The organism is Streptomyces sp. NPDC048623 (assembly GCF_040650755.1).
GTDB lineage: Bacteria > Actinomycetota > Actinomycetes > Streptomycetales > Streptomycetaceae > Streptomyces.
On sequence record NZ_JBEZHV010000016.1, the window covers coordinates 82,141 to 103,093 of the forward strand.

Annotated in this window: 19 protein-coding genes; 10 read left to right on the forward strand and 9 right to left on the reverse strand. The window is 74.5% G+C overall.

What is annotated here, in order from left to right; all coding sequences use genetic code 11:
• Positions 1–27: 27 nt before the first annotated feature.
• Positions 28–1,875 carry a S8 family serine peptidase gene (locus AB0C73_RS22960; protein WP_362533091.1) on the reverse strand — a complete coding sequence of 616 codons (1,848 nt, stop codon included), beginning with the start codon at positions 1,873–1,875 and terminating at the stop codon, positions 28–30.
• A 247-nt stretch (positions 1,876–2,122) separates the two neighbouring features.
• Here AB0C73_RS22960 and AB0C73_RS22965 point away from each other — a divergent pair, with 247 nt between their 5' ends.
• Positions 2,123–2,605 carry a YrdB family protein gene (locus AB0C73_RS22965; protein ID WP_362533094.1) on the forward strand — a complete coding sequence of 161 codons (483 nt, stop codon included), beginning with the start codon at positions 2,123–2,125 and terminating at the stop codon, positions 2,603–2,605.
• On the opposite strand, the gene AB0C73_RS22970 is transcribed toward AB0C73_RS22965, so the two are convergent.
• Positions 2,553–3,212 carry a hypothetical protein gene (locus AB0C73_RS22970; RefSeq protein ID WP_362533097.1) on the reverse strand — a complete coding sequence of 220 codons (660 nt, stop codon included), beginning with the start codon at positions 3,210–3,212 and terminating at the stop codon, positions 2,553–2,555. The two genes, AB0C73_RS22965 and AB0C73_RS22970, sit on opposite strands and share 53 nt — an antisense overlap.
• 357 nt (positions 3,213–3,569) lie before the next feature.
• Between AB0C73_RS22970 and AB0C73_RS22975 the strand changes: the two genes are divergently transcribed.
• Entirely contained in the window at positions 3,570–4,976 is a 1,407-nt protein-coding gene (locus AB0C73_RS22975) for an MFS transporter (protein WP_362533099.1), read from the forward strand.
• Here the strand turns inward: AB0C73_RS22975 and AB0C73_RS22980 are convergent.
• A complete protein-coding gene (locus AB0C73_RS22980) occupies positions 4,973–5,992 on the reverse strand; it encodes a 4-hydroxy-tetrahydrodipicolinate synthase (protein ID WP_362533102.1) in 1,020 nt (339 codons plus the stop codon). The genes AB0C73_RS22975 and AB0C73_RS22980 overlap by 4 nt on opposite strands.
• Before the next feature lie 72 nt (positions 5,993–6,064).
• Between AB0C73_RS22980 and AB0C73_RS22985 the strand changes: the two genes are divergently transcribed.
• Complete coding sequence (locus AB0C73_RS22985) at positions 6,065–7,015, forward strand: LysR family transcriptional regulator (RefSeq protein ID WP_362533104.1); 951 nt, start codon at positions 6,065–6,067, stop codon at positions 7,013–7,015.
• Positions 7,016–7,195: 180 nt separating this feature from the next.
• Here AB0C73_RS22985 and AB0C73_RS22990 read toward each other — a convergent pair whose 3' ends face one another.
• Both AB0C73_RS22990 and AB0C73_RS22995 read right to left on the reverse strand, forming a co-directional pair.
• On the reverse strand, positions 7,196–8,278 hold the full coding sequence (locus tag AB0C73_RS22990; RefSeq protein WP_362533106.1) for an aminoglycoside phosphotransferase family protein: 1,083 nt from the start codon (positions 8,276–8,278) through the stop codon (positions 7,196–7,198).
• Positions 8,279–8,548: 270 nt separating this feature from the next.
• A complete protein-coding gene (locus AB0C73_RS22995) occupies positions 8,549–8,959 on the reverse strand; it encodes a DUF5997 family protein (protein ID WP_362533108.1) in 411 nt (136 codons plus the stop codon).
• 271 nt (positions 8,960–9,230) lie between these two features.
• Between AB0C73_RS22995 and AB0C73_RS23000 the strand changes: the two genes are divergently transcribed.
• Complete coding sequence (locus AB0C73_RS23000) at positions 9,231–10,049, forward strand: LysR family transcriptional regulator substrate-binding protein (RefSeq protein WP_362533306.1); 819 nt, start codon at positions 9,231–9,233, stop codon at positions 10,047–10,049.
• 47 nt (positions 10,050–10,096) lie between these two features.
• Here AB0C73_RS23000 and AB0C73_RS23005 read toward each other — a convergent pair whose 3' ends face one another.
• Together AB0C73_RS23005 and AB0C73_RS23010 are read right to left on the reverse strand one after the other, a co-directional pair.
• A complete protein-coding gene (locus AB0C73_RS23005) occupies positions 10,097–10,888 on the reverse strand; it encodes an SDR family NAD(P)-dependent oxidoreductase (protein WP_362533110.1) in 792 nt (263 codons plus the stop codon).
• A gap of 52 nt (positions 10,889–10,940) precedes the next feature.
• Positions 10,941–12,419, reverse strand: a complete 1,479-nt coding sequence (locus tag AB0C73_RS23010; RefSeq protein ID WP_362533113.1) for an MFS transporter — start codon at positions 12,417–12,419, stop codon at positions 10,941–10,943.
• A 121-nt stretch (positions 12,420–12,540) separates the two neighbouring features.
• Here AB0C73_RS23010 and AB0C73_RS23015 point away from each other — a divergent pair, with 121 nt between their 5' ends.
• Genes AB0C73_RS23015 through AB0C73_RS23030 form a run of 4 tightly spaced genes read left to right on the forward strand, consistent with a single transcriptional unit; the run spans position 12,541 to position 15,878 of the window.
• On the forward strand, positions 12,541–12,996 hold the full coding sequence (locus AB0C73_RS23015) for a MarR family transcriptional regulator (RefSeq protein ID WP_362533115.1): 456 nt from the start codon (positions 12,541–12,543) through the stop codon (positions 12,994–12,996).
• Positions 12,997–13,015: 19 nt separating this feature from the next.
• Complete coding sequence (locus AB0C73_RS23020) at positions 13,016–13,744, forward strand: (Fe-S)-binding protein (protein ID WP_362533118.1); 729 nt, start codon at positions 13,016–13,018, stop codon at positions 13,742–13,744.
• On the forward strand, positions 13,735–15,186 hold the full coding sequence (locus tag AB0C73_RS23025) for a lactate utilization protein B (protein ID WP_362533121.1): 1,452 nt from the start codon (positions 13,735–13,737) through the stop codon (positions 15,184–15,186). The genes AB0C73_RS23020 and AB0C73_RS23025 overlap by 10 nt, the downstream gene beginning before the upstream one ends.
• Positions 15,183–15,878, forward strand: coding sequence for an LUD domain-containing protein (locus AB0C73_RS23030; RefSeq protein ID WP_362533124.1), 696 nt, complete (start codon positions 15,183–15,185; stop codon positions 15,876–15,878). The genes AB0C73_RS23025 and AB0C73_RS23030 overlap by 4 nt, the downstream gene beginning before the upstream one ends.
• Positions 15,879–15,914: 36 nt before the next feature.
• Here the strand turns inward: AB0C73_RS23030 and AB0C73_RS23035 are convergent, their stop codons facing one another.
• Positions 15,915–16,781, reverse strand: coding sequence for an NAD(P)H-binding protein (locus AB0C73_RS23035; RefSeq protein WP_362533127.1), 867 nt, complete (start codon positions 16,779–16,781; stop codon positions 15,915–15,917).
• 104 nt (positions 16,782–16,885) lie between these two features.
• Here AB0C73_RS23035 and AB0C73_RS23040 point away from each other — a divergent pair, with 104 nt between their 5' ends.
• A complete protein-coding gene (locus tag AB0C73_RS23040) occupies positions 16,886–17,488 on the forward strand; it encodes a helix-turn-helix domain-containing protein (RefSeq protein ID WP_362533130.1) in 603 nt (200 codons plus the stop codon).
• Between the two features lie 110 nt (positions 17,489–17,598).
• The gene (locus AB0C73_RS23045; RefSeq protein ID WP_362533133.1) at positions 17,599–19,284 is read left to right on the forward strand and encodes an IclR family transcriptional regulator C-terminal domain-containing protein; all 1,686 of its coding nucleotides are present in this window, start codon (positions 17,599–17,601) and stop codon (positions 19,282–19,284) included.
• A 28-nt stretch (positions 19,285–19,312) separates the two neighbouring features.
• Here the strand turns inward: AB0C73_RS23045 and xylB are convergent, their stop codons facing one another.
• On the reverse strand, positions 19,313–20,788 hold the full coding sequence (gene xylB, locus AB0C73_RS23050) for a xylulokinase (protein ID WP_362533136.1): 1,476 nt from the start codon (positions 20,786–20,788) through the stop codon (positions 19,313–19,315).
• Positions 20,789–20,953 lie beyond the last annotated feature (165 nt).

Here is a 20,953-nt window from a genome sequence, read left to right on the forward strand (position 1 = left end):
TCCCTCACTGCAGGCGGCCGGAAGGAACTAGAAGGTGAGGTTCCAGGCATCGATGCGGCCCGTGTCCTGGGACGCGATGTCCTGGACGCGCAGCTTCCAGGTGCCGTTGGCCGTCTCGGCGGAGGCGTCGACCGTGTAGGTCTTGGCCACATTGTCCGTGCTGTCGCTGTTGGGGAAGTCCTCAAGCAGGTACACGGTGCCGTCCGGGGCGACGAGGGAGAGCACGAGGTCGCCGCGGTAGGTGTGCTTGATGTCGACGCCGACCTTGAGGGTCGCCGGGGCGTTGCCGGTGACGCCGGAGACGGTGATCGGGCTCTCGACGGTGTTGTTGTCGGCGATGGTGACGTCGGTGAGGTTCTCGAAGTACGGGCCGGTGGGCGGCGGGGTCGTTCCCGAGACGGCCTTCAGCGCGTCGGCCTGGCCCTCGCCGAAGAAGCCGTTCTTGGTCGTGGTGCCGGTGCAACGGCTGTCGGACGGGCAGGCCTTGTCGGTGGCCTGGGTGGCGAGCGCGTTGCGGATGTCCGCCGGGGTGTACGTCGGGTTGGTGCTCGCGATGAGCGCGGCGACGCCCGTCACGTGCGGGGACGCCATCGACGTACCGCTCTTGGTGCCGTACTTGCCGCCGGGCAGCGTCGAGTACACGCCGGTGGATCCGTCACCGCCGGGCGCGGCGATGTCGATGACGCCGTCGCCGAAGTTGGAGTACGAGGCCTTGGCGCCGCCGCTGGCCTGCGCGGAGACGGTCACGACGCCCGGGAGTTCGGTCGGGATGTCGATGCAGGCGTTGGTGATCGTGCGGGTGACCGGGGTGGAGTCGTTGGGGCTGTCGCTGTCGGTCGTCTTGTTGGCCAGGTCGTAGTTCGAGTTGCCGGCCGCGGCGACCTGGAGGGAGCCCTTGGACTCGGCGTAGGCCTGGGCGCGGCGGACGCCCTCGATGATGGCGGCCTGGTCGATGTTGTCGGGGCAGTTGAACTGCCACGGGTCGGTGTAATAGCTGTTGTTGGTGACCTTGAAGCCGTGGTCGCCTGCCCACATGAAGCCGCAGACGGTGTTCTCGGCGAAGAAGAGGGTGCTCGTCGGCTCGGCGATGCGGACGGAGGCGATCTTCACGCCGGGTGCGACGCCGATGACGCCCTTGCCGTTCTTGGCCGCCGCGATGGTGCCGGCGACGTGGGTGCCGTGGGTGTCGACATCGCGCCAGGCGCCGGCGCGGGTGTCGGCCTTGCCGTAGGCGCAGGAGACGGAGTCGGCGGCGTCGAAGTTGGGCGCGATGTCCTGGTGCTGGTCGTCGACGCCGGTGTCGAGGACGCCGACCTTGACGGCGGCGGAGCCGGTGGTGACGGCCCAGGCCTGGTCGGCCTTGATCTGCGTCATGTCCCAGCGGTTCGACTCGGTGAGCGTGGTCGTGGACTGGGCGGGGTTGGCGGGCAGCGCCGGGCTGTACGCGTCGGCGGGCACGTCGGAGGTACGGGTCGCGCCGACCTGCTGGACGCCGGCGACGCCGCGCAGGGTGGCGGCGAAGGAGGCGGAGGTCGAGTGGGCGACGATGACGCCGATGGCGTCGTAGGCGGCGAAGACGGTGCCGCCGTTGGCGGTGACGGCCGAGCGTACGGCGGTGGTGTCACCGGGCGTCGTGATGACGAGGTACGCGCGGGTGCCGGCGGCCCATGCGGTCTGGGCCGCGGCCGTCCGAGGGGCCGCCGCCCGGAAGGTCTCGGTCTTCGCCGATTCCTTGGAGGTGGTGGCCGCGGTCCTGTCCTGGGCGCCCAGGGGCTGGACGTCGGCCTGTGCCGGGGTGGCGATGGCGACGGTGGCACCGACGACGGCGGCGACCGCGAGCGGGATTCTCAGCCGGCTCGATATGTGGGAAAACACTGCGTCCTCCGATGGCCCGGTGGCGGCGCGGGTGGCGCCGGACGGGCCCTGTGTTGTGTGGGGTGGACGCAAGATCGCAGGGCGGCGGGAGCGGAGGGAAGGATTCTGCCCGCCATATCCCTTTCCGTTACCCATTGTTGATCTGACGGGACGCCATGTCAGGGACGTACGGGGGCTGTTGGGGCATTCCGACGCCGGACCCGGAATGCCCCTCGATGGGCGGCCGATCATGGCTCAGAATGGCGCCATGCGGCTTCCCACTCCCCTCCACGTCCTCAACGAGGGCCTCGCCTTCCTCCTGGAACTCGCGGCCCTCGCCGCCCTCGCGTGGTGGGGCTGGGCGTTCCCCGACGCCACCGTCCTGCGCGTCCTCCTCGCCGTGGCGGCCCCGGCGTCGGCCGCGACCCTCTGGGGCCTCTTCGCCGCCCCCCGCGCCCGCTTCCCGGTCCCCCTGCCGGCCGTCCTCGCGGTCAAGGCCCTGGTCTTCGGCGCGGCCACCCTCGCGCTGTACGCGCTGGACCGCCCCGCATGGGCGGTCGCCTTCGCCGCGGTGGCCGTCGTGAACACGGCGCTGGCGACGGCGGACCGGGGAGCGGCGATGCACCGCGGCCGAGCGGGAGCCGGTTCAGCCGATCCCGACCACCACGGCGTTCCCGGCGTCCGCCGCGCCGCCCGCGTCAGACCTTCGCCGCGCAGATCACGTCGTACGGACGTCCGATGGCGAGGGTGAGCCGCATCGGCTCGGTCGTGCCGGACGGGCAGGACTTCGCGTCCTTCACGAGGTCGAGCACCTTGTAGCCGCTGCCGGCGGCGGATGCGCAGGCGATCTCCTGGGCGGTGTCGGTGATGCAGTCGCCCTTCACGAGCTGACCGCCGCCGGCGCCCGCGTCGCCCGGGTGACTGGCCGAGAGGTTGCGTCCGCAGACCGTCTTGCTGGGGAGGCCGCCGCTCTTGCTGCCGCTGGAGCCGAAGGTGATCTTGACCTGGATGATGAGGTCGGTGCCGGCCGGGCACTGGATGGCGTCGGGAAGGATGCTGGCCTCCATGACGGCGAGCGCCTTGAAGGTGGCACCGGAGTCGCCGCAGTCGACAGCGCGGTAGCCGTCGGGACGGTCGTCGGGGTCGGGGCCGCCGCAGTCGCCGACGTTCCAGGAGGCTTCCTTGTCGTTGCCGGCGGAAGAGGACGACGAGGAGGACGAGGACGACGCATCGCTGTCGCCGAAGATCCGAGAGGCGCCGTAGCCGAGGCCGAGGAGGACGGCGAGGATCAGCAGGGCGGGAAGGCAGCCGCCCTGCCTCCGGGCGGGCGGCTGCGGGGTCGGGCTGGGCGTGGCCATGGGGATCCTCCTGATCGGGGTGCTGCACATCGTGCCGAGGCGGGCGCGTGGCGGGCCTCGCGGAGACGGGGCAGAGGGGACGGACGGGACAGAGGGGATGGACGGGACGGAGGGGACGGACGGGACGGGGGCCGGGGACGCACGGGGAGGGTGAGCGGTCGCGGTGATCCGGTCCGTCACGGACTCGCGGTGCGCACCCGGCGCATCGACGGGGACGCGCTGTGTACATGCCATGGTTCCGGCCGGATCCGACGGGCTCCCCGTGCCGCACGGTTTGACCCGGGGTCCGCCCCTCGCTTGGATTCCTCGGGTCGGCCGAACGGCGCGACGACCGATACGAGGGCTGGAGGCGGACGAGTGGCGGTCCTGGGGCGGCGGTTCGGATGCCTGTGGGCCGCGTACGGGGTGAGCGCCCTCGGCTCGACCCTCGCGTTCAACGCGCTGCCGCTGCTCGCGATCCGCGAGCTGCACGCGGGCCCCGCGCAGGTCGCCCTGCTCGCCTCGGTCGGCGCCGCGGTGGGCGCGGCGGTCGCGGTACCGCTCGGGCCGTGGGTGGAGTTCCGGCGCAAGCGGCCGGTGATGATCACGATGGACCTGCTGCGGTGCGCGGCGATGCTGAGCGTGCCGGCGGCGTACGCGCTGGGGTTGCTCGGCTTCACCCAGCTCCTGGTGGTGTCGGTGGCCGCGGCGGCGGCCGGCATCACCTTCGACGCCGCGTCCGGCGCGTTCCTGAAGGGGCTCGTGCCGCGGGAGGACCTGCTGGTCGCCAACGGGCGGATGGAGTCCACGATGTGGACGACGACCCTGGTCGGGCCGCCGCTGGGCGGCCTGCTGGTCGGCCTCCTCGGCCCGGTGGCGACGGTCCTCGCCGACGCGGCGAGCTATCTGCTCTCGGCGCTCGGCATCCGCGCGATCGGCGGCCAGGAGCCGCCCCCGCCACGGCGCGAGAGCGCGCGCGGCGGGGTGCGCGGCGGGGTGCACGGCGGGGTGCGCCCCGCAAGGGTGAGCCCGGAAGACGCGCGCCGCGAAGACGCCCACCGCGAAGACGCGCGCCCCGAGGAGGCGACGGCGCGGCCCCGCGGGGGCGATCTCGCGGAGGGCTGGCGGCACATCCTGGGCGACCCGGTGCTGCGCCCGTTGTTCTTCCACACCGTCCTGGTGAACAGCCTGATCCTGGCGACCGAGCCGCTGCTCGCCGTCCTTCTCCTCGACCGACTCGGTTACAGCCCCTGGCAGTTCGGCCTCGTCCTCGCGCTGCCGTGCGCGGGCGGCCTGATCGGTTCACGCCTTGCCCGCCCGCTGGCCGCCCGCTTCGGGGCGCGCCGCGTCCTGCTGGTGTCGGGAACGCTGCGGACGATCTGGCCGGTCGGGCTCGCCCTGGTCGGCCCCGGCGTGCCGGGGATGGCGCTCGTCATGGTGCTGCAGTTCGCCCTGATCCTCTGCATCGGCGTCTTCAACCCGCTCTTCGCCACCCGCCGCCTCGAACGCACCCCGCAGCGCGTCGCCGCCCGCACCCTCTCGGCCTGGGCGGTCACCCGCCGCGCCGCCGTCGCCCTGCTCACGGCCGGATCGGGCCTCCTCGCCGCCGGCGTCGGGGTGCGGACCGCGCTGGCGGTCTGCGGGGCGCTGCTGATCGCGACGCCGCTGCTGCTGCCCTGGCGGGAATCCGCCGCGGGTGCGGAGCGGGAGGCCGCCGGGCCGGGCGGCCGGTCGTCGTCCGAGCTGCCCGAGCTGCCCGAGCCGTCCGAGCCGTCCGAGCGCTAGACAGCGGCGGTGGCCACCGCTTCCGCGCTCTCCTCCGGCTCGGCCGGCTCCTCCAGCCCGGCCGGTTCCTCCGGCTCCGCCGATTCCTCCAGCTCGGCCAGCGCCTTCAGGGCCGCCGCGACCGACGCCTCCGACGCCGGGAGCAGCGGCAGGCGCACGTCAGGGGTCGGGATGCGGCCCTGGGCGTGGAGGACGGCCTTGACGACGGACGGGTTGGGTTCGGCGAAGAGGAGGGTGGAGAGGCGGGCGAGGCGGTGACCGAGGGGGCGGGCGCGGGCCACGTCGCCGTCGTGCCAGGCCTCGGCGAGGGCGGTGAAGCGGGCGGTGGCCAGATGGGCGGAGGCCAGGATGCCGCCGGCGGCGCCGAGGGCGAGGAGCGGCGAGAGGAAGGTGTCGTCGCCGGCGAGAACGGCGAAGCCGTCGGGGAGGTCGCCGAGGAGGGAGACCGTGTCCTGGTCGACGCCGCCGACGGCGTGCTTGATGCCGACGACGCCGGGGAGTGTGCCGAGGGCGCGCAGGGTGGCCGCGTCGAGGGGCCGGCCGGTGCGGTACGGGATGTGGTAGACGATCAGCGGTACGGCGCTGGCGGCGGCGAGGCGGCGGAAGTGGGCGAGTACGCCCTCGGGCGAGGGCCGTACGAACGCGGGGACGATCACCAGGGCGGCGCTGATCTCGGGCCGACCGCCCAGTTCGGCGAGTTCCCGGGCGGCCGTCTCGGTGGCGCCGCCGCCCGCGCCGACGATCAGCGGGACGCCGCGCCGGCGGCAGACCCGGGCGCAGGTGTCGATGACGGCCGTGCGCTCCTCAGGGTCGAGCGCGCCGACCTCGCCGGTGGTGCCGAGCGCGACGAGGCCCGCGGCGCCGGCGTCGAGGACCGAGTGGGCGAGGGCTTCGAGCGCGTCGAGGTCGGGGCGCCCGTCGATGCCGAAGGGGGTGACGAGAGGGACGTAGATGCCGTGCGGGGTGAACTCCCGCGCCTGGACATCCGCCTGCTCCTGTACGTATGCGTGTGCCATGTCTTCGAGGGTGGCGGGCACCGAAGCCTCAGGTCCAGTTCGCTTTTCCGATGGAAACCGTAAGCTGAGCTGATGCTCGATGTACGACGGCTGCGCCTGCTGCGCGAACTGGCCCTGCGCGGCACCATCGCCGCCGTGGCGGAGGCCCTGTCCTTCACCCCCTCGGCGGTGTCCCAGCAGCTCGCGACCCTGGAGCGGGAGGCCGGGGTGCCCCTGCTCGAACGTTCCGGACGCGGGGTACGGCTCACACCCGCCGGCCAGAACCTCGTGCTGCACGCGGAGGCGGTCCTGGAACGCCTGGAGCGGGCGGCCGCGGAGCTGGCCGAGGCCCGGCACGGCCCCGCCGGCCCGCTGCGGATCGGCGCCTTCCCGACCGCGACGCGGTCCATCCTCCCGGCGGCGCTCGCGCGTCTCGCGGACCGGCACCCCGCGCTGGAGCCGATGGTCTCCGAGACCGATCCGGCGGGCGCGGCGCACGCGCTGCGCGCCGGGGATCTGGACGTGGCGCTGATCCACGACTACGACCTGGTGCCGGCGCCGCTGGAGCCGGGGCTCGCGGCGGAGTCCCTGTGCGAGGAGGCGATGTACGTCGCCTCCCCCGTGCCCGGGCCGACCGCGGCGCACGGCGCGGCCGGCGCCGGACTCACGGTGCTCGCGCGGTGGCGGGACGCGCCCTGGATCATGCCGGGCCCGGACACACTGTGCCGGGCGGTCACCGAACAGGTCTGCCGGGCCGCCGGGTTCGTGCCCCGGGTACGGCACCAGGTGGACGAGTTCGCGACCGTCCTGGCGTTCGTCGCGGCCGGGCAAGGCGTGGCCGTGGTACCGCAGTTGGGGGCCGTGGATCCGCCGCCCGGGGTGTGCCTCACCCCCCTGCCGGTACGCCGCCGGACCCGGATCGCCTTCCGCAGCGGCGCCGGACCACACCCGGCGGTGGCCGCCCTCACCCGCGCGCTGCGCGCGTCCGTACCCGACGGGCTGGGCGTCGCCGAGGAACCGCACGTGCCCGGCCCCGTACCGTAGGCCACCCGCAGGCCGAAAGGGGCGCGGAGCCGACCCCGGCTACTACGCCCGACGCCCGCCTCGAACGCCTGGAGATCGCGACCGCCGGCCGCGCGCCGTACCGGCACACCGCCCGGCTGCTGCATCTCGTCGCCGTCAAGGGTGGGAACACCAAGGGCGGGGTGACTCGCTGGCGCGCGGTCAGAACAGGTCGGGCTCGGCGAACAGCGCCTCGACCCAGTAGGCGCTCGCCTCGTGGCAGTCCGCGGCCGGGGTGCCGGGGAAGAGCCGGAACCACGACACGGCGCGCGAGAGCGCGGCGAGACGGACGGCGAGCGTCGCGGCCCGCCGGAGGCGGGGCAGCGGGACGCCCAGGTCGGTCCACGGCTCCAGGTAGGCGTCACGGACGGCGGTCACGGCCTCGGGGCCGTACCGTTCGCGCACGTCGCGGGCGGGCACGAGGAGGCTGGCGAAGGGGTGGGCGACGGCGGCGTCGCCCCAGTCGAAGAAGGTGAAGCGACCGGGGGCGGGGGTGAGGACCTGGCCGTCGTGCAGATCGCTGTGGTCGAGCGAGTCGGGGACACCGAGGGTGTCGAGCTCGGCGCACCAGTCGAGCAGCCGCGGCCGGCGGGCGCGCAGAGCACGGCGGGTGTCGGGGGCGAGGGTGGGGTTGCTCTCGACGAGGCCGTCGAAGATCTCCGGCAGGTCGGCGGTGCGGGCGCCGGGGACACCGAGCGCCGTCATGCGGTCGGTGTACGGGGTGAGGGCGCGCTGCATCCGCGCGTACCGGCCGACCGCCGTCAGCCAGTCGGCCCGGCCGGCCTCGCCCCGGTCGAGCGCGCCGCGCAGCAGCGGGCCGCCGTCGGGCAAAAGGCACCAGCCGCGCTCGGCGTCGACCGCGAGCGGGGTCATCACATGCTCCGGCACCCACGCGGCGAGCGCGGCGCCGAGGGCCGCCTCGAAGGCGGCGGCCGGGGCGCTCGCCTTGAACCAGACGGCGTCGCGGTCGGCCGGTCCGGTGCGGAAGCGGACCAGGACCGACCAGGGGCGGATGCGCGCCTCGCGGGGCCCGGTCTCGCGCAGCCCGTGCCGGGCCAGCTGCGCTTCGGCCCAGTGCAGGGCGGCCTCGCGCCAGTCGGGGCGCTCCCAGGGCGTGACGGCTTCGGTGAAACGGCCGCGGTCGACCGTGGTGGGCGGGGGCGCGTCCGGGGCGGGGGCCGCGGGCCCGGTCCGTACCGTGGCGCGGGCCTCGGACCGTACCCCGGCACCGGCCGGGGACGCCATGTCCGCCTCGGTCCCGGCCGGGGGCGCTGTCTCGGCCTCAGCCCTGGTCCGGGCTCCGGGCTCTGTCCCTGCCTCGGTCGCGGCCCGGGTCCGTCCACCGGCCCCGGCCCCGGCCCCGGCCCCGGTCCCGGCCGCCGGCGTGGCCGCGGCCCTCGTGCCCGCTCCGGGTTCGCTTCCCGCCTCGTTGCGCATCCGGCGATTGCACCACCGGGTACGAGGCGGGCGCACCCGGATTTGCGGCCGCACGCCCGCCAGGGCGAGAGGGGGGCGTCAGTCGCGGTCGGTGGCGCGGGTCGCCTTCTCGGCCTTCTCCGCGCGCATCTCCTTGATGCGGACGTTCTCCTTGCGGACGTCGGCCTGGGTGGCGCGCTCCTTCTGGAGCCACTCCGGGTTCTCGGCCTTCAGGGCCTCGATCTGCTCGGTGGTCAGGGCCTCCGTGACGCCGCCGCGGGCGAGGCCGGAGATGGAGATGCCCAGCTTGGCGGCCACGACGGGGCGGGGGTGCGGGCCGTTGCGGCGCAGTTCCAGCAGCCACTCCGGCGGGTCGGCCTGGAGGGCGGTGAGTTCGCCGCGGGTGACGGTGCCCTCGCGGAACTCGGCGGGGGTGGCGTCGAGGTAGACGCCCAGCTTCTTCGCCGCGGTGGCGGGCTTCATGGTCTGGGCGTTCTGGTGCTGCGTCATGCCCACAAGACTATCGGGCAGGTGCGCGGCCGCCGACCACGGCCGGTAATCTGGCCTGGTGACAGGCTCGGACGCATCCCTCTCCCCCGTTTCCGCACCGGCCCAGGAGCCCGGCCTGCATCAGGCCTCGGACCAGGACCGGGATCATGCCCCGGACCAGGACCGGGATCACACCCCTGATCAGGCCCTGGAGCAGTCCTCGGCTCAGGCGGCGCCGGACCACGCCCCCGCCCACCCTGCTCCGGAGGAGCCCGCCGGCCCGTCCTTCCGGCTGGCGTACGTGCCCGGCGTGACGCCCGGCAAGTGGGCACGGGTCTGGCAGCAGCGGCAGCCCGACGTGCGGCTCGAACTGCTCCAGGTGACCGCCGCCGACGCGGAGCGGCTGATGCGCGAGCACGGCGCGGACGCCGCGCTGCTGCGCCTGCCGGTGGACCGTACGGTGTTCAGCGCGATCCCCCTGTACGCCGAGACGACCGTCGTCGTGTGCCCCAAGGACCACCTGGTCTCGGCGGCGGACGAGGTGACCGTCGACGACCTCGTCGAGGAGGTCGTGCTGCACCCGCTGGACGACACCCTGGACTGGGAGCAGCCGCCGGGCGAGCCCGCGTTCGAGCGCCCGGCGACGACGGCCGACGCGATCGAGCTGGTGGCGGCGGGGATCGGGCTGCTGATCGTGCCGCAGTCGCTGGCGCGACTGCACCACCGCAAGGACCTCACGTACCGCACGATCACCGACGTCCCGCAGTCGCGGGTGGCGCTGTCCTGGCCCGAGGACGCCACCACCGATCTGGTGGAGGACTTCATCGGGATCGTGCGCGGGCGGACCGTGAACAGTTCGCGCGGCCGCCGGCCCGACGAGAAGAAGCAGGCGAAGGGCGGCGGCAAGGACGCCACGAAGGGTTCCGCGAAGGCTTCCGGGTCAGGCTCCGGCTCCGGGTCCGGGCGCGGCGGGAAGCCGCAGGGCAAGAGCCAGGGACAGGGCAAGGGGCAGGGCAAGGGGCAGGGTGCCGGCGGTCGGCGCAAGGCGGGCGGCGGCGCCCCCAAGAGCTCCCGTTCCGGAAGCTCCGGGAAGCCGCGCCGCCGCTCCTGAGACGGTCCTGCGGACCGTCCCCGGACCGTGCCGCGCCCATGGGCGCCTCAGACCGCCGACCAGCCCCCGTCGACGGGCAGCACCGCGCCGTTGATGTTGCGCGCGGCGTCGGAGGCGAGGAACACGATCGCCTCGGCCTGGGTGTCGGCCTCGGCGGGCCGGCCGACGTTGCCCATGTAGCCGGCGAGGGCGCGCGGGCCCGTGCCCTCGGGGTCGGCCTGGACCTGGATGTTGGTGATCGTGCCGCCGGGGGCGACCGCGTTGGTGCGGATGCCCCGGTCGCGGTAGGTCACGGCGAGCGACTTGGTGAGGCCGATGACGCCGTGCTTGGCGGCGGTGTAGGCGGCGCCCGCGGCGGAGCCGCGCAGGGACGCCTCCGAGGCGGTGAACACGATGGCGCCGCGCCCGGTCGCGAGCAGGTGCGGCAGGGCGGCGCGCGTGAGCAGGAACGGCGCCGTGAGGTTCACCCGGAGCAGCCGCTCCCACTCGGCGTCGGTCACATCGGCCACGGCCGCCATGCTGTCCATGATCCCCGCGTTGTTCACGAGGACGTCCAGGCCGCCGAAGGAGTCGACGGCGGTGGCGACGACCCGGTCGACGACGGCCTGCTCGGACAGGTCGCCGACGACGGCGACGACGTCCGCGCCGAGCCCGCCGACCAGGGCCGCGGTCTCGGCGGCCGCGTCGGCGTTCAGGTCGGCGACGAGGACGCGGGCACCGCGCCGGGCGAACGCGAGGGCGGTGGCACGGCCGATGCCGGAACCGGCGCCGGTGACGACGACGGCGCGCCCGGCGAAGTCCTGGGGACCCGTGGCGGGGTGGGGAAGGGGGCTGTTCATGGGGGTGGTTCCGTTCTGGGGATGTCCGGGAGTACGGGGAGGAGTACGGGGATCAGGCCGCGGGCTCGGCCGCGGCCGCGGCCGCCGGGACGGGCTCGGCGTGGGCCGGGGCGGGCGCGGCCGGGGGGCGTACGGGGATGAGCGCGGCGACGGCCGCGGCGGCGAGCGCGACACCACCGCCGATGAGCATGGCGACGCGGAAGCCGTTCTCGGACGGCAGCGCGTGGCCGGCGAAGTCGGTGGTCAGCTGGGCGAGGACGACGCCGATGACGGCGGCGGACACCGAGCTGCCGATGGAGCGCATCAGGGTGTTGAAGCTGTTGGCGGAGGCGGTCTCGTGCTGCGGCACGGCGCCCATGATGAGCGCCGGCATGGCGCCGTACGCGAGTCCGACACCGGTGCTGCAGATGAGGGTGACGACGAGCAGGCCCCAGGTGCCGCCCATGAGGACGAGCGAGGAGAGGTAGCCGGCGGCGATCACGAGGCTGCCGACGGAGAGGGTGACCTTGGGGCCGCGGGCGGCGGACAGCTTCGCGCCGAGCGGGGCGAGGACCATCATCATCAGGCCCGCGGGGGCCATCCAGAGGCCCATGGCCATCATCGACTGGCCGAGGCCGTAGCCGGTGGCCTCGGGGAGCTGGAGCAGCTGCGGGACGACGAGCGACTGCGCGTACATCGAGAAGCCGACCAGGATCGAGGCGGCGTTGGTGACCAGGACCTGCGGGCGGGCGGTGGTGCGCAGGTCGACGAGCGGGTCGCGGGTGCGCAGTTCCCAGAAGCCCCAGGCGAGCAGGACGACGGCCGCGGCGGCGAAGAGGCTGAGGGTGGTGGCGCTGTCCCAGCCCCAGACGGAGCCCTTGGAGACGGCGAGGAGGAGGGCGACGAGTCCGCCGCCGAGGCCGAGGGCGCCGAGGACGTCGAAGCGGCCGGCGGAGGCGGTGACCCGGCCGGCGGGGGCGACGAACGCGATCAGGACGCCGACGAGGGCGCTGAGGCCGGCGGCGACCCAGAACAGCGCGCGCCAGTCGGCGTGTTCGGCGACGGCGGCCGAGAACGGCAGGCCGAGGGCGCCGCCGACGCCCATGGATGCGCTGATCAGGGCGATGGAGGAGCCGAGCTTCTCGGGCGGCAGGACGTCGCGCAGCAGGCTGATGCCGAGCGGGATGACGCCCATGCCGAGGCCCTGGAGGGCGCGGCCGGCGACCATCGGGAGGACGGAGCCGGAGAGCGCGCAGATCGCGGAGCCCGCGACGAGCGGGACGGTGGAGGCGAGCAGGAGGCGGCGCTTGCCGTACATGTCGCCGAGGCGGCCGGAGACGGGGGTGGCGACGGCGGCGGCCAGGAGGGTGGTGGTGATCACCCAGGAGGCGTTCGAGGCGCTGGTGTGGAGCAGGGTGGGCAGGTCGCCGATGAGGGGGACGACGAGCGTCTGCATGAGGGCGGCGACGATGCCGGCGAGGGCGAGCACGCCGACGATGCCGCCGGCGGGGCGGGCGGCGGGGGTGGGGGCGGGCCGGGGGGCGGCGGACATGGCTGCGGGGTTCTCCCTGGGTGGCGTGCGTACGGTCGGTGGCGCGCGTACGACAGGAGTTATGTAACGTACACACGATGTGCATGATGCACAAGCGATGCAGACTGCATATGCTGGGGCGATGGACAAGGCGACGCACCTGATCGAGTTCGAGACGATGCTGCTGACGCGGCACTCCCTGCTCCACGCGCCGCGCTCGCGGGCCGGCGGCGGCAACCTCGACCGCAGCGCGTACGTCCTGCTCACCCGGATCCGCATGGACGGGCCGATGTCCATCAGCCAGCTCAGCGACGCCTTCGGCCTGGACGCCTCCACGCTCAACCGGCAGACGGCGGCGATGGTGCGGTCCGGGGTCGTCGAGCGGATTCCCGACCCGGACGGCGGCATCGCGCGGAAGTTCCGCATCACCGAGGAGGGCGCGAGGCTCCTGGACGCCGACCGCACCTTCAACATCGGGGGCCTGGAGCGGGTGCTCGCCGACTGGACGCCCGCGGAGGTGGCGGATTTCGCCGCCGCCCTGGAACGCTTCAACCGGGACATCGAACGACTCGACGGGCGGCCCTGGCCCCGCCCCTGACCCGGAAGGCCCCCCGCACATGCGTGTCGCCCTGTTCGTCACCTGCGTCAACGACGCCCTGTATCCGGCGACGGGGGTGGCGACCGTCCGGCTGCTCGAACGCCTCGGCGTCTCCGTCGACTTCCCCGCCGCCCAGACCTGCTGCGGGCAGCCCCAGTTCAACACCGGCTATCGCGCCGAGACCGCGCCCCTGGTCCGGCGCACGGTGCGCGCCTTCGAGGGGTACGAGTACGTCGTCACCCCGTCCGGTTCGTGCGCCGCGATGATCCGCGGGCACTACGGGCAGTTCGGCCCCGAGGCCGCCGAACTCGGCCCGCGCACCTACGAACTGACGGAGTTTCTGGTCGACGTGCTCGGTGTGACGGATGTCGGCGCGTACTTCCCGCACAAGGTGACCTACCACCCGTCGTGCCACGGACTGCGGATGCTCGGGCTCGGCGAACGGCCGCTGCGGCTGCTGCGGGCGGTGCGGGGCCTGGAACTCGTCGGGCTGCCGGGAGCCGAGGAGTGCTGCGGCTTCGGCGGCACCTTCGCGGTGAAGAACCCCGACGTGTCGGCGGCGATGGGCGCCGACAAGGTGCGCAACGCCGTGGCGAGCGGCGCGGAGGTGCTGTGCGGGGCGGACAACTCCTGTCTGATGCACCTGGGTGGCACGATGAGCCGGATGCGGGTGCTGCCGGAGCTGCGGCCGGTGCATCTCGCGGAGATCCTGGCGAGCACGGAGAAGGAGCCCCTGGCATGGGTATGAGAGGCGCCCCTGGCACGGGCACCGCGTTCCTGGGGATGCCGGCCTTCCCGGCGTTCCCCGCGGCCGCGCGGGAGGCCGTGCGCGACGAGACGCTGCGCGGCAACCTGCGGCACGCCACCCGCACCATCCGCGACAAGCGGGCCCGGGCGGTGGCGGAGCTCGCCGACTGGGCCGAGCTCCGCGAGGCGGGGCGGCGCATCAAGGACCACACGCTGCGGCATCTCGACCGGTATCTGCTCCAGTTGGAGGAGGCGGTGACGGCGGCGGGCGGCACGGTGCACTGGGCCGCGGACGCCGCGGAGGCCAACCGGATCGTCGCCGACCTGGTCAGGGCGACCGGCGAGACCGAGGTCGTCAAGGTCAAGTCGATGGCCACGCAGGAGATCGGGCTGAACGAGGCGCTGGCCGCGGAGGGCATCCGCGCCTACGAGACCGATCTCGCCGAACTCATCGTGCAGCTGGGCGAGGACCGGCCCTCGCACATCCTCGTGCCGGCGATCCACCGCAACCGGGGCGAGATCCGGGATATCTTCCGCTCCGAGATGAACAAATGGGGCCGCCCGGCGCCCGAGGACCTCACCGACACCCCCGCCGAGCTCGCCGAGGCCGCCCGCCTGCACCTCCGGGAGAAGTTCCTGCGGGCCAAGGTCGGCATCTCCGGCGCCAACTTCATGGTGGCCGAGACCGGCACCCTCGTCGTCGTCGAGTCCGAGGGCAACGGCCGGATGTGCCTCACCCTTCCCGAGACGCTGATCTCGGTCGTGGGCGTGGAAAAGGTGGTGCCGTCCTGGCGGGACCTGGAGGTGTTTCTGCAGACACTCCCCCGCTCCTCGACGGCCGAGCGCATGAACCCGTACACCACGATGTGGACCGGCACCACCGACGGCGACGGACCGACGGCCTTCCATCTGGTGCTGCTCGACGCCGGCCGCACCGACGTCCTCGCCGACGCCACCGGTCGGCAGGCGCTGCGCTGCATCCGCTGCTCGGCCTGCCTCAACGTCTGCCCGGTGTACGAGCGGGCCGGCGGCCACGCCTACGGCTCCGTCTACCCGGGGCCGATCGGCGCGATCCTCACGCCCCAGCTCAGGGGCACCGCGAGCGAGATCGACGCCTCGCTGCCGTACGCCTCCTCCCTCTGCGGGGCCTGCTACGAGGTGTGCCCGGTCGCCATCGACATCCCCGAGGTCCTGGTGCACCTGCGCGAGCGCGTCGCCGGGCAGGGCGGCCCCGGCCACCGCGTGGAACGCGCGGCGATGAAGGCGGCGGGGTGGGTCCTCGACCACCCGGGAGTGCTCGCCGCCGGTGAACGTCTCGCCTCCCGCACCCGCGCCCTGCACCCGAAGAACCCGCCGGGCGCCGGGGCGTGGACGGAGAGCCGCGACCTGCCGGAGATGCCGGAGGAGCCGTTTCGCGACTGGTGGAGGAAGAACCGCTCATGAGCGCCGAGAACACCCCCGCCGACGCCCGTGCCGGCCTGTCGGGAACCGGCCCCGGCTCCGGCTCCCGTGAGCGGATCCTGGGCCGGATCCGGGCCGCCGTCGCCGGCGCGCCCGAGGCTCCCGAACCGGAGCGGGCGTATCTGGAGCAGCATGCGCCCGGAGATCCGGCCGCGCTGGTCGATCTGCTGCACGAGAACCTCGCGGACTACCGGGCCGTCGTCCACCGCACCGACACCGCCGGCCTCGCGGGCCTCGTCGCCCGGCTCCTCGCCGGACACGGGGCACGCAGTGTCGCCGTACCGCAGGGACTGCCGGAGGAGTGGCTGGACGGACTGCCTGACGACGTCGAACTCCGCCCGGACGGAGGTGATCTGACGCCGCGACAGCTGGACGGCACGGATGCCGTGATCACCGGCTGCGCGGTGGCCGTCGCCGAGACCGGGACCCTCGTCCTCGACGGCGGCCCCGCCCAGGGGCGGCGCGCGCTCACCCTCGTACCCGATCTGCACGTGTGTGTCGTACGGGTCCCGGCGCAGGTGGTGGCGTCGGTGCCGCTCGCGCTGCCGCGGCTCGACCCGCGACGGCCGCTGACCTGGATCTCCGGGCCGTCGGCGACCAGCGACATCGAACTCGACCGGGTGGAGGGGGTGCACGGCCCGCGCCGGTTGGAGGTCGTCCTCCTTTCGGAGTGAGCGCCGGGGGACCCGGAGCCCCGGTCCGTACAGGCCCTAACGGAATGCCGGGAGGTTGCGGGCGACCCAGTCGGCGAACGGGGCCGCCGGGCGGCCGAGGACCCTCTCGGTGTCCGGGCTGATCCGCAGTTCCGCCGGGAGCGGCACGCCGAGGATGTCCAGGGTGCCGGTGACGACCTCCTCGGGCATGAAGCCCGCGAGGTGGGTGTGGGCGTCCGCGCGGGAGAGCTCGACGAAGGCCACCTCCTCCCCCAGCGCCTCGGCGAGCACCGCGGCCTGGCGGCGCGGGCTGATCGTCTCGGGGCCGGTCAGTTCGTAGGTGCGGCCCGCGTGGCCGTCCTCGGTGAGCGCCGCCGCGGCGACCGCGGCGATGTCCGCCGGGTCGACGACGGGCAGGGCCACGTCCCCGAAGGGGGCGAGGACGGTACGCCGGGTGCGGACGCTCTCCGCCCAGGCGAAGGCGTTCGAGGCGAAGCCGCCGGGGCGCAGCACGGTGAACTCCCGTCCCGACTCCCGTACCGCCGCCTCGAACTCGCGCAGCCGGGCGTGCGAGACCGCCTCCGGGCGGGTCGCGCCGGCCAGGGAGGAGACGAGGACGACGCGTTCGACGCCGGCCGCCTTCGCCACGTCGAGGAGGGCGGCGGGGTGCTCGCCCCGGCTGTTGAGTTCCCCTCCGAGAACAAGGAACAGGGCGCGTGCCCCGTCGAGGGCGGGCCGCAGGCTCTCGGCGGAGCCGGCATCGGCTCGGGCCCAGCGCACGCCGGGCGCCGCCGGTGCGGCGGGGCCGGTGGGTGCGGCAGGTGCGGCCTGGCGGGACACGGCGACGACCTCTTCGCCGGCTCCGGCGAGGAGCTCCACCAGCGTGCGTCCGATGTTTCCGGTGGCGCCGGTCACGGTGATCATTTTTCTCCCCCAGGGTTCAGAGTTCAGAGTTAGTCAGCTAACTGACTTACTTGAGCGAGAGACAGCAGACCACAGCGGACGGGCGGCTGTCTATAGTGAGTTGGGTGACTGACTCAGTGAATCGACGGGCGCAGGCCTCGCAGAAGCGGCAACGCCTGGTGGCGGCGGCCACCCGGGTGCTGCACGAACAGGGCGTCGAGCGGACCACGCTCGCCGACATCGCGCGCGAGGCCGAGGTCCCCGTCGGGAACGTCTACTACTACTTCAAGACCAAGGACGATCTGGTCCTGGCCGCGCTCTCCGAGCACCGCGTGTATCTGGCAGGGCTCACCGCCCGCCTGGAGGAACTGCCGGATCCGCGCGAGCGGCTGAAGGGCCTGGTCGAGACCTGGGTGGGGCAGCGGGAACTGGCGGCGCGGCGCGGCTGTCCGACGGGCACGCTGGCGGTCGAGCTGGACAAGCGGGCCGACGGGACGCTCGACGCCGAGGCCGGCGCGGTGATCCGGGCGCTGCTCGACTGGGCCGGGGAGCAGTTCCGCGCCCTGGGCATGGCCGACCCGGAGGGCCTGGCGCTCACCCTGGTCGCCGCGTACCAGGGCATGTCGCTCCTGGCCAACGCCCTGCGCGATCCTGAGGTGATGAGCCGCGAGGGAGCCCGTCTGCTGGCGCGGCTCGACGCGCTCCCGGCTCCCGACGGGCAGCTCTGACACCGGGCAGCCCCGACACCCGGCCTCGATCGTGAAGCCATCGACGGGATGTCGCACCCGGGCCGGGTCGTGTTCACTACGGGGGAAGAAAGATCCACCACGGAGAGCCCATGTCACCGATCGACGCTCCCGTCGATGCTCCCGCGCCCGGCGCCGCCCAGGCCGAGGTCCCGCCCGAGGCGGTCACGCCGCTGCTGCGCGGGATCGGTGTGCTGCGCCGGCTCACCGAGGCCGACGGACGGATGCCGGTCGGGGAGCTCGAGCGGGCGACCGGTCTCGCCCGGTCCACGGTGGACCGGATCACCGGCACACTCGCCCGCATGGGGTACGTACGGTTCGAGGGGCGTGACGTGGTGCTCGCGCCGCCGCTGCTCGCCCTCGGCAACGCCTATCTGGCCTCCGTACGCCTGCCCGATCTCCTCGGTGGCCGGGCGGACGCGCTCGCGGACGAGCTGGACGAGTCGGTGTCGCTGGCCGTGGCCGACGGCGGCGGGATCCGCTTCGTGCACCAGGCGACCCGGCGGCGGGCGATGGCGGTGAGCTTCCGCATCGGCGACCTGCTGCCGGCCGAACGCACGGCGCCGGGGGTTCTGTTCGCCTCGGAGTGGAACGAATCCGAATGGGAGGCCTGGCGGCAGCGGCGAGCGGGCGGGCCGGAAGAACACGGGTGCCCGACCGCTCCCGCGGGCGGGCGGGGTGCGGGCGCCGGGGACTTCGCGGCGCGGGCGGCCGAGGCGGGGCGGCGCGGGTGGGCGCTGGACGACCAGGGGGTGGAGCCGGGCCTGGTGGCACTCGCGGTGCCGATACGGGGCGGGGCCGGCCGGATCGCCTGCGCGCTGAGCGTGGTGAGCCACACCAGCCGGCACGACCCCGTGTCGCTGCGCACGCGAGTCCTGCCGCGGTTGCGGGAGGCGGCCGCGACGATGGAGCAGGTGCTCAGGGAGGCGCCCGAGACCCCGGCGGCGGCGCCGGGAGGGCTCGCCGCATGGACGGCCGGGTCCAAGCGGGAGCTGGGCCGTGGGTTCGTGGAGTCGCTGGCGCGCGGGCTCACGGTGCTCACGGCGTTCGGCGCGGGCCGGGCGGCGCTGCCTCTGACGGCGGTCGCCGAGGCCACGGGCCTGGCCCGGGCCACCGCGAGGCGGGCGCTGATCACCCTGGAGCATGCCGGCTGTGTGGCGGTGGACGGACGGGAGTTCCGGCTCACGCCCCGCGTCCTCGCCCTCGGTTACGCACCGCTCTCCCGCACGACGCTCACCGGGATCGCCCAGCCGCACCTCGCGGCCCTGGCGGAACGGGTGCGCGAGTCCACGTCGCTGGCGGTGCTCGTCGGCGACGAGGTGCAGTACACCGGGCGGGTCGAGACGAGCCGCATCATGAACGTCCACATCACCATCGGCACCCGCTTCCCGGCGTACGCCACGTCCATGGGCCGGGTGCTGCTCGCCGGTCTGCCGGCCGCGGAACGGGCCGCGCGCCTCGCCGGTTCGGAGCCGCGCGCCCTGACCCCGTACACGGTGACGGGGCGCGCCGAACTCGGGGCCCTGCTCGACGAGGTGGGGCGGGCGGGGTACGCGCTGGTCGACCAGGAGCTGGAGGAGGGGCTGCGGTCGATCGCGATGCCGGTGCGGGACCGGGCGGGCCGGGCGGTGGCCGCCGTGAACGTCGCCATGCACGCCAGCCGCCGGTCCCCCGAGGAGTGCGTGACAGAGGTGCTGCCGGAGCTGGCGGCGGCGATCGCCGGCATCGAGGCCGATCTGCGGGTGACGGAGCGGTTCGCCCGGGTGCCGGCGTACTGACCCCTCCCCGGCCCGGAGTTCGCGTCCCTCAGTCCGTCAGCAGGGGCTCCGCCCGGTCCAGGACCCCGGCGATGCGGTCCCAGGTGGCCGTGTCGCGCGGCACCGGCGGCAGCACCTCGCCCTCCCCCGTACCCCACTCGCTCGCGAGCGCGACCGGATCGGCGCCGGTGGCGGCGGCCGCGGCGAGGGCGGCGGCGCCGAGGGCGACGAGTTCGGTCGCCGCGGGCCGGACGAGGGGGCGGCCGGAGAGGCGCCGGACGGTGTCGGTCCAGGCCCGGCCGCGGGCGCCGCCGCCGACGATACGCAGGGGCCGGTCCCGTACGGCCGGGTCGGCGGGGTCGAGACCGCAGGCGGCGAGGACGTCGTCGAGGGCGCGCAGGACGGTGAAGACGGCGCCTTCGTAGGCCGCGCCGAGCAGGGCACCGGGGGTGGTGGCGTGCGTCAGGCCGGTGAGGAGTCCGGTGGCGTGCGGGAGGTCGGGGGTGCGTTCGCCGTCGAGGTACGGGAGGAGGACGAGGCCGTCGCCGGGTTCGGCGGCCTCGCGGTCGAGGCCGAGGAGGGTGGCGACGCGGTCGACGGCGAGGGTGCAGTTGAGGGTGCAGCCGAGCGGCAGGTAGCCGCCGTCGGCGGCGGCGAAGCCGGCCAGGCCGGGGCTCGCGGGGCGGGTGCGGGTGGCGGCGAAGACGGTGCCGGAGGTGCCCAGGCTGAGCACCGGGTGGTCGAGCAGGCCGCCCGCGCCGAGGCCGAGTCCGACGGCGGCGGCCATGTTGTCGCCGGTGCCGGCGGCGACGGCGACTCCGGCCGGGAGGCCGAGGGTGTCGGCGGCGGCTCGGGTGAGGGTGCCGACCCGGGTCGCGGCGGTGGGGGCGACGGCCGGGAGGAGATCGGGGTCGAGGCCGAGGAGGGTGAGCAGTTCGGGGTCGTAGGCGGCGCGCCCGGTGTCGTACCAGCAGGTTCCCGAGGCGTCGCCGGGGTCGGTGACGGCGGTGCCGCCGAGGCGTTCGGTGAGGAAGTCGTGCGGCAGCCGGACGGCGGCGGCGCGGGCGGCGACGGCGGGTTCGGTCTCGCGCAGCCACTGCCATTTCGCGGCGGTCATGGAGGCGACGGGGACGGAGCCGGTGCGGGCGAGCCAGGCCTTCGGGCCGCCGAGGGCGTCGGTGAGGGCGGTGGCCTGGGGTGCGGAGCGGGTGTCGTTCCAGAGGAGGGCGGGGCGCAGGGGGCGGCCGGCGGTGTCGAGGGTGACGAGGCCGTGCTGCTGTCCGGCGACGGCGATGCCGGTCACGGCGGCGGGCGGTACGGCGGCCTGCCGGAGGCCGTCGGCGACGGCCCGGGCGAGCGCGGACCACCACTGTTCGGGGTCGGACTCGCGGGCGCCGCCGACGCCGCTGACGGTGTGCGGGGCGCGGCCGAGGGCGAGGAGGGTGCCGTGCTCCGCGTCCACGACGGCCGCCTTGGTGGACTGGGTGGAGCTGTCGACGCCGATGACCACCGGGCGCTGGGTCATGGGCCACCTTTCTTTCCGCTGCGAGAGGAAGTTTCCCCCTGAGGCGGGGTCTCGTCCCTCTGAAGCGGGGTCTCGTTCCCCTGGGCCGGGGGTCGGCTCTGGCGCCGGGCGGCGCCCGGCTGTATTAGTTATCTCAGAAAACAAATCTCGCGGCCAGCCTCCCCG

Excerpts from the sequence above, each read along its gene's own strand:
- AB0C73_RS22970 (WP_362533097.1), bottom strand. The coding sequence starts at position 3,212 with ATGGCCACGCCCAGCCCGACCCCGCAGCCGCCCGCCCGGAGGCAGGGC.
- AB0C73_RS22990 (WP_362533106.1), bottom strand. The coding sequence starts at position 8,278 with ATGGCGTCCCCGGCCGGTGCCGGGGTACGGTCCGAGGCCCGCGCCACG.
- AB0C73_RS23025 (WP_362533121.1), top strand. The coding sequence starts at position 13,735 with ATGGGTATGAGAGGCGCCCCTGGCACGGGCACCGCGTTCCTGGGGATG.
- AB0C73_RS23015 (WP_362533115.1), top strand. The coding sequence starts at position 12,541 with ATGGACAAGGCGACGCACCTGATCGAGTTCGAGACGATGCTGCTGACG.
- AB0C73_RS22980 (WP_362533102.1), bottom strand. The coding sequence starts at position 5,992 with ATGGCACACGCATACGTACAGGAGCAGGCGGATGTCCAGGCGCGGGAG.
- AB0C73_RS23030 (WP_362533124.1), top strand. The coding sequence starts at position 15,183 with ATGAGCGCCGAGAACACCCCCGCCGACGCCCGTGCCGGCCTGTCGGGA.
- AB0C73_RS23020 (WP_362533118.1), top strand. The coding sequence starts at position 13,016 with ATGCGTGTCGCCCTGTTCGTCACCTGCGTCAACGACGCCCTGTATCCG.
- xylB (WP_362533136.1), bottom strand. The coding sequence starts at position 20,788 with ATGACCCAGCGCCCGGTGGTCATCGGCGTCGACAGCTCCACCCAGTCC.
- AB0C73_RS22965 (WP_362533094.1), top strand. The coding sequence starts at position 2,123 with ATGCGGCTTCCCACTCCCCTCCACGTCCTCAACGAGGGCCTCGCCTTC.
- AB0C73_RS23005 (WP_362533110.1), bottom strand. The coding sequence starts at position 10,888 with ATGAACAGCCCCCTTCCCCACCCCGCCACGGGTCCCCAGGACTTCGCC.
- AB0C73_RS23035 (WP_362533127.1), bottom strand. The coding sequence starts at position 16,781 with ATGATCACCGTGACCGGCGCCACCGGAAACATCGGACGCACGCTGGTG.
- AB0C73_RS22995 (WP_362533108.1), bottom strand. The coding sequence starts at position 8,959 with ATGACGCAGCACCAGAACGCCCAGACCATGAAGCCCGCCACCGCGGCG.
- AB0C73_RS22985 (WP_362533104.1), top strand. The coding sequence starts at position 6,065 with ATGCTCGATGTACGACGGCTGCGCCTGCTGCGCGAACTGGCCCTGCGC.
- AB0C73_RS23045 (WP_362533133.1), top strand. The coding sequence starts at position 17,599 with ATGTCACCGATCGACGCTCCCGTCGATGCTCCCGCGCCCGGCGCCGCC.
- AB0C73_RS23010 (WP_362533113.1), bottom strand. The coding sequence starts at position 12,419 with ATGTCCGCCGCCCCCCGGCCCGCCCCCACCCCCGCCGCCCGCCCCGCC.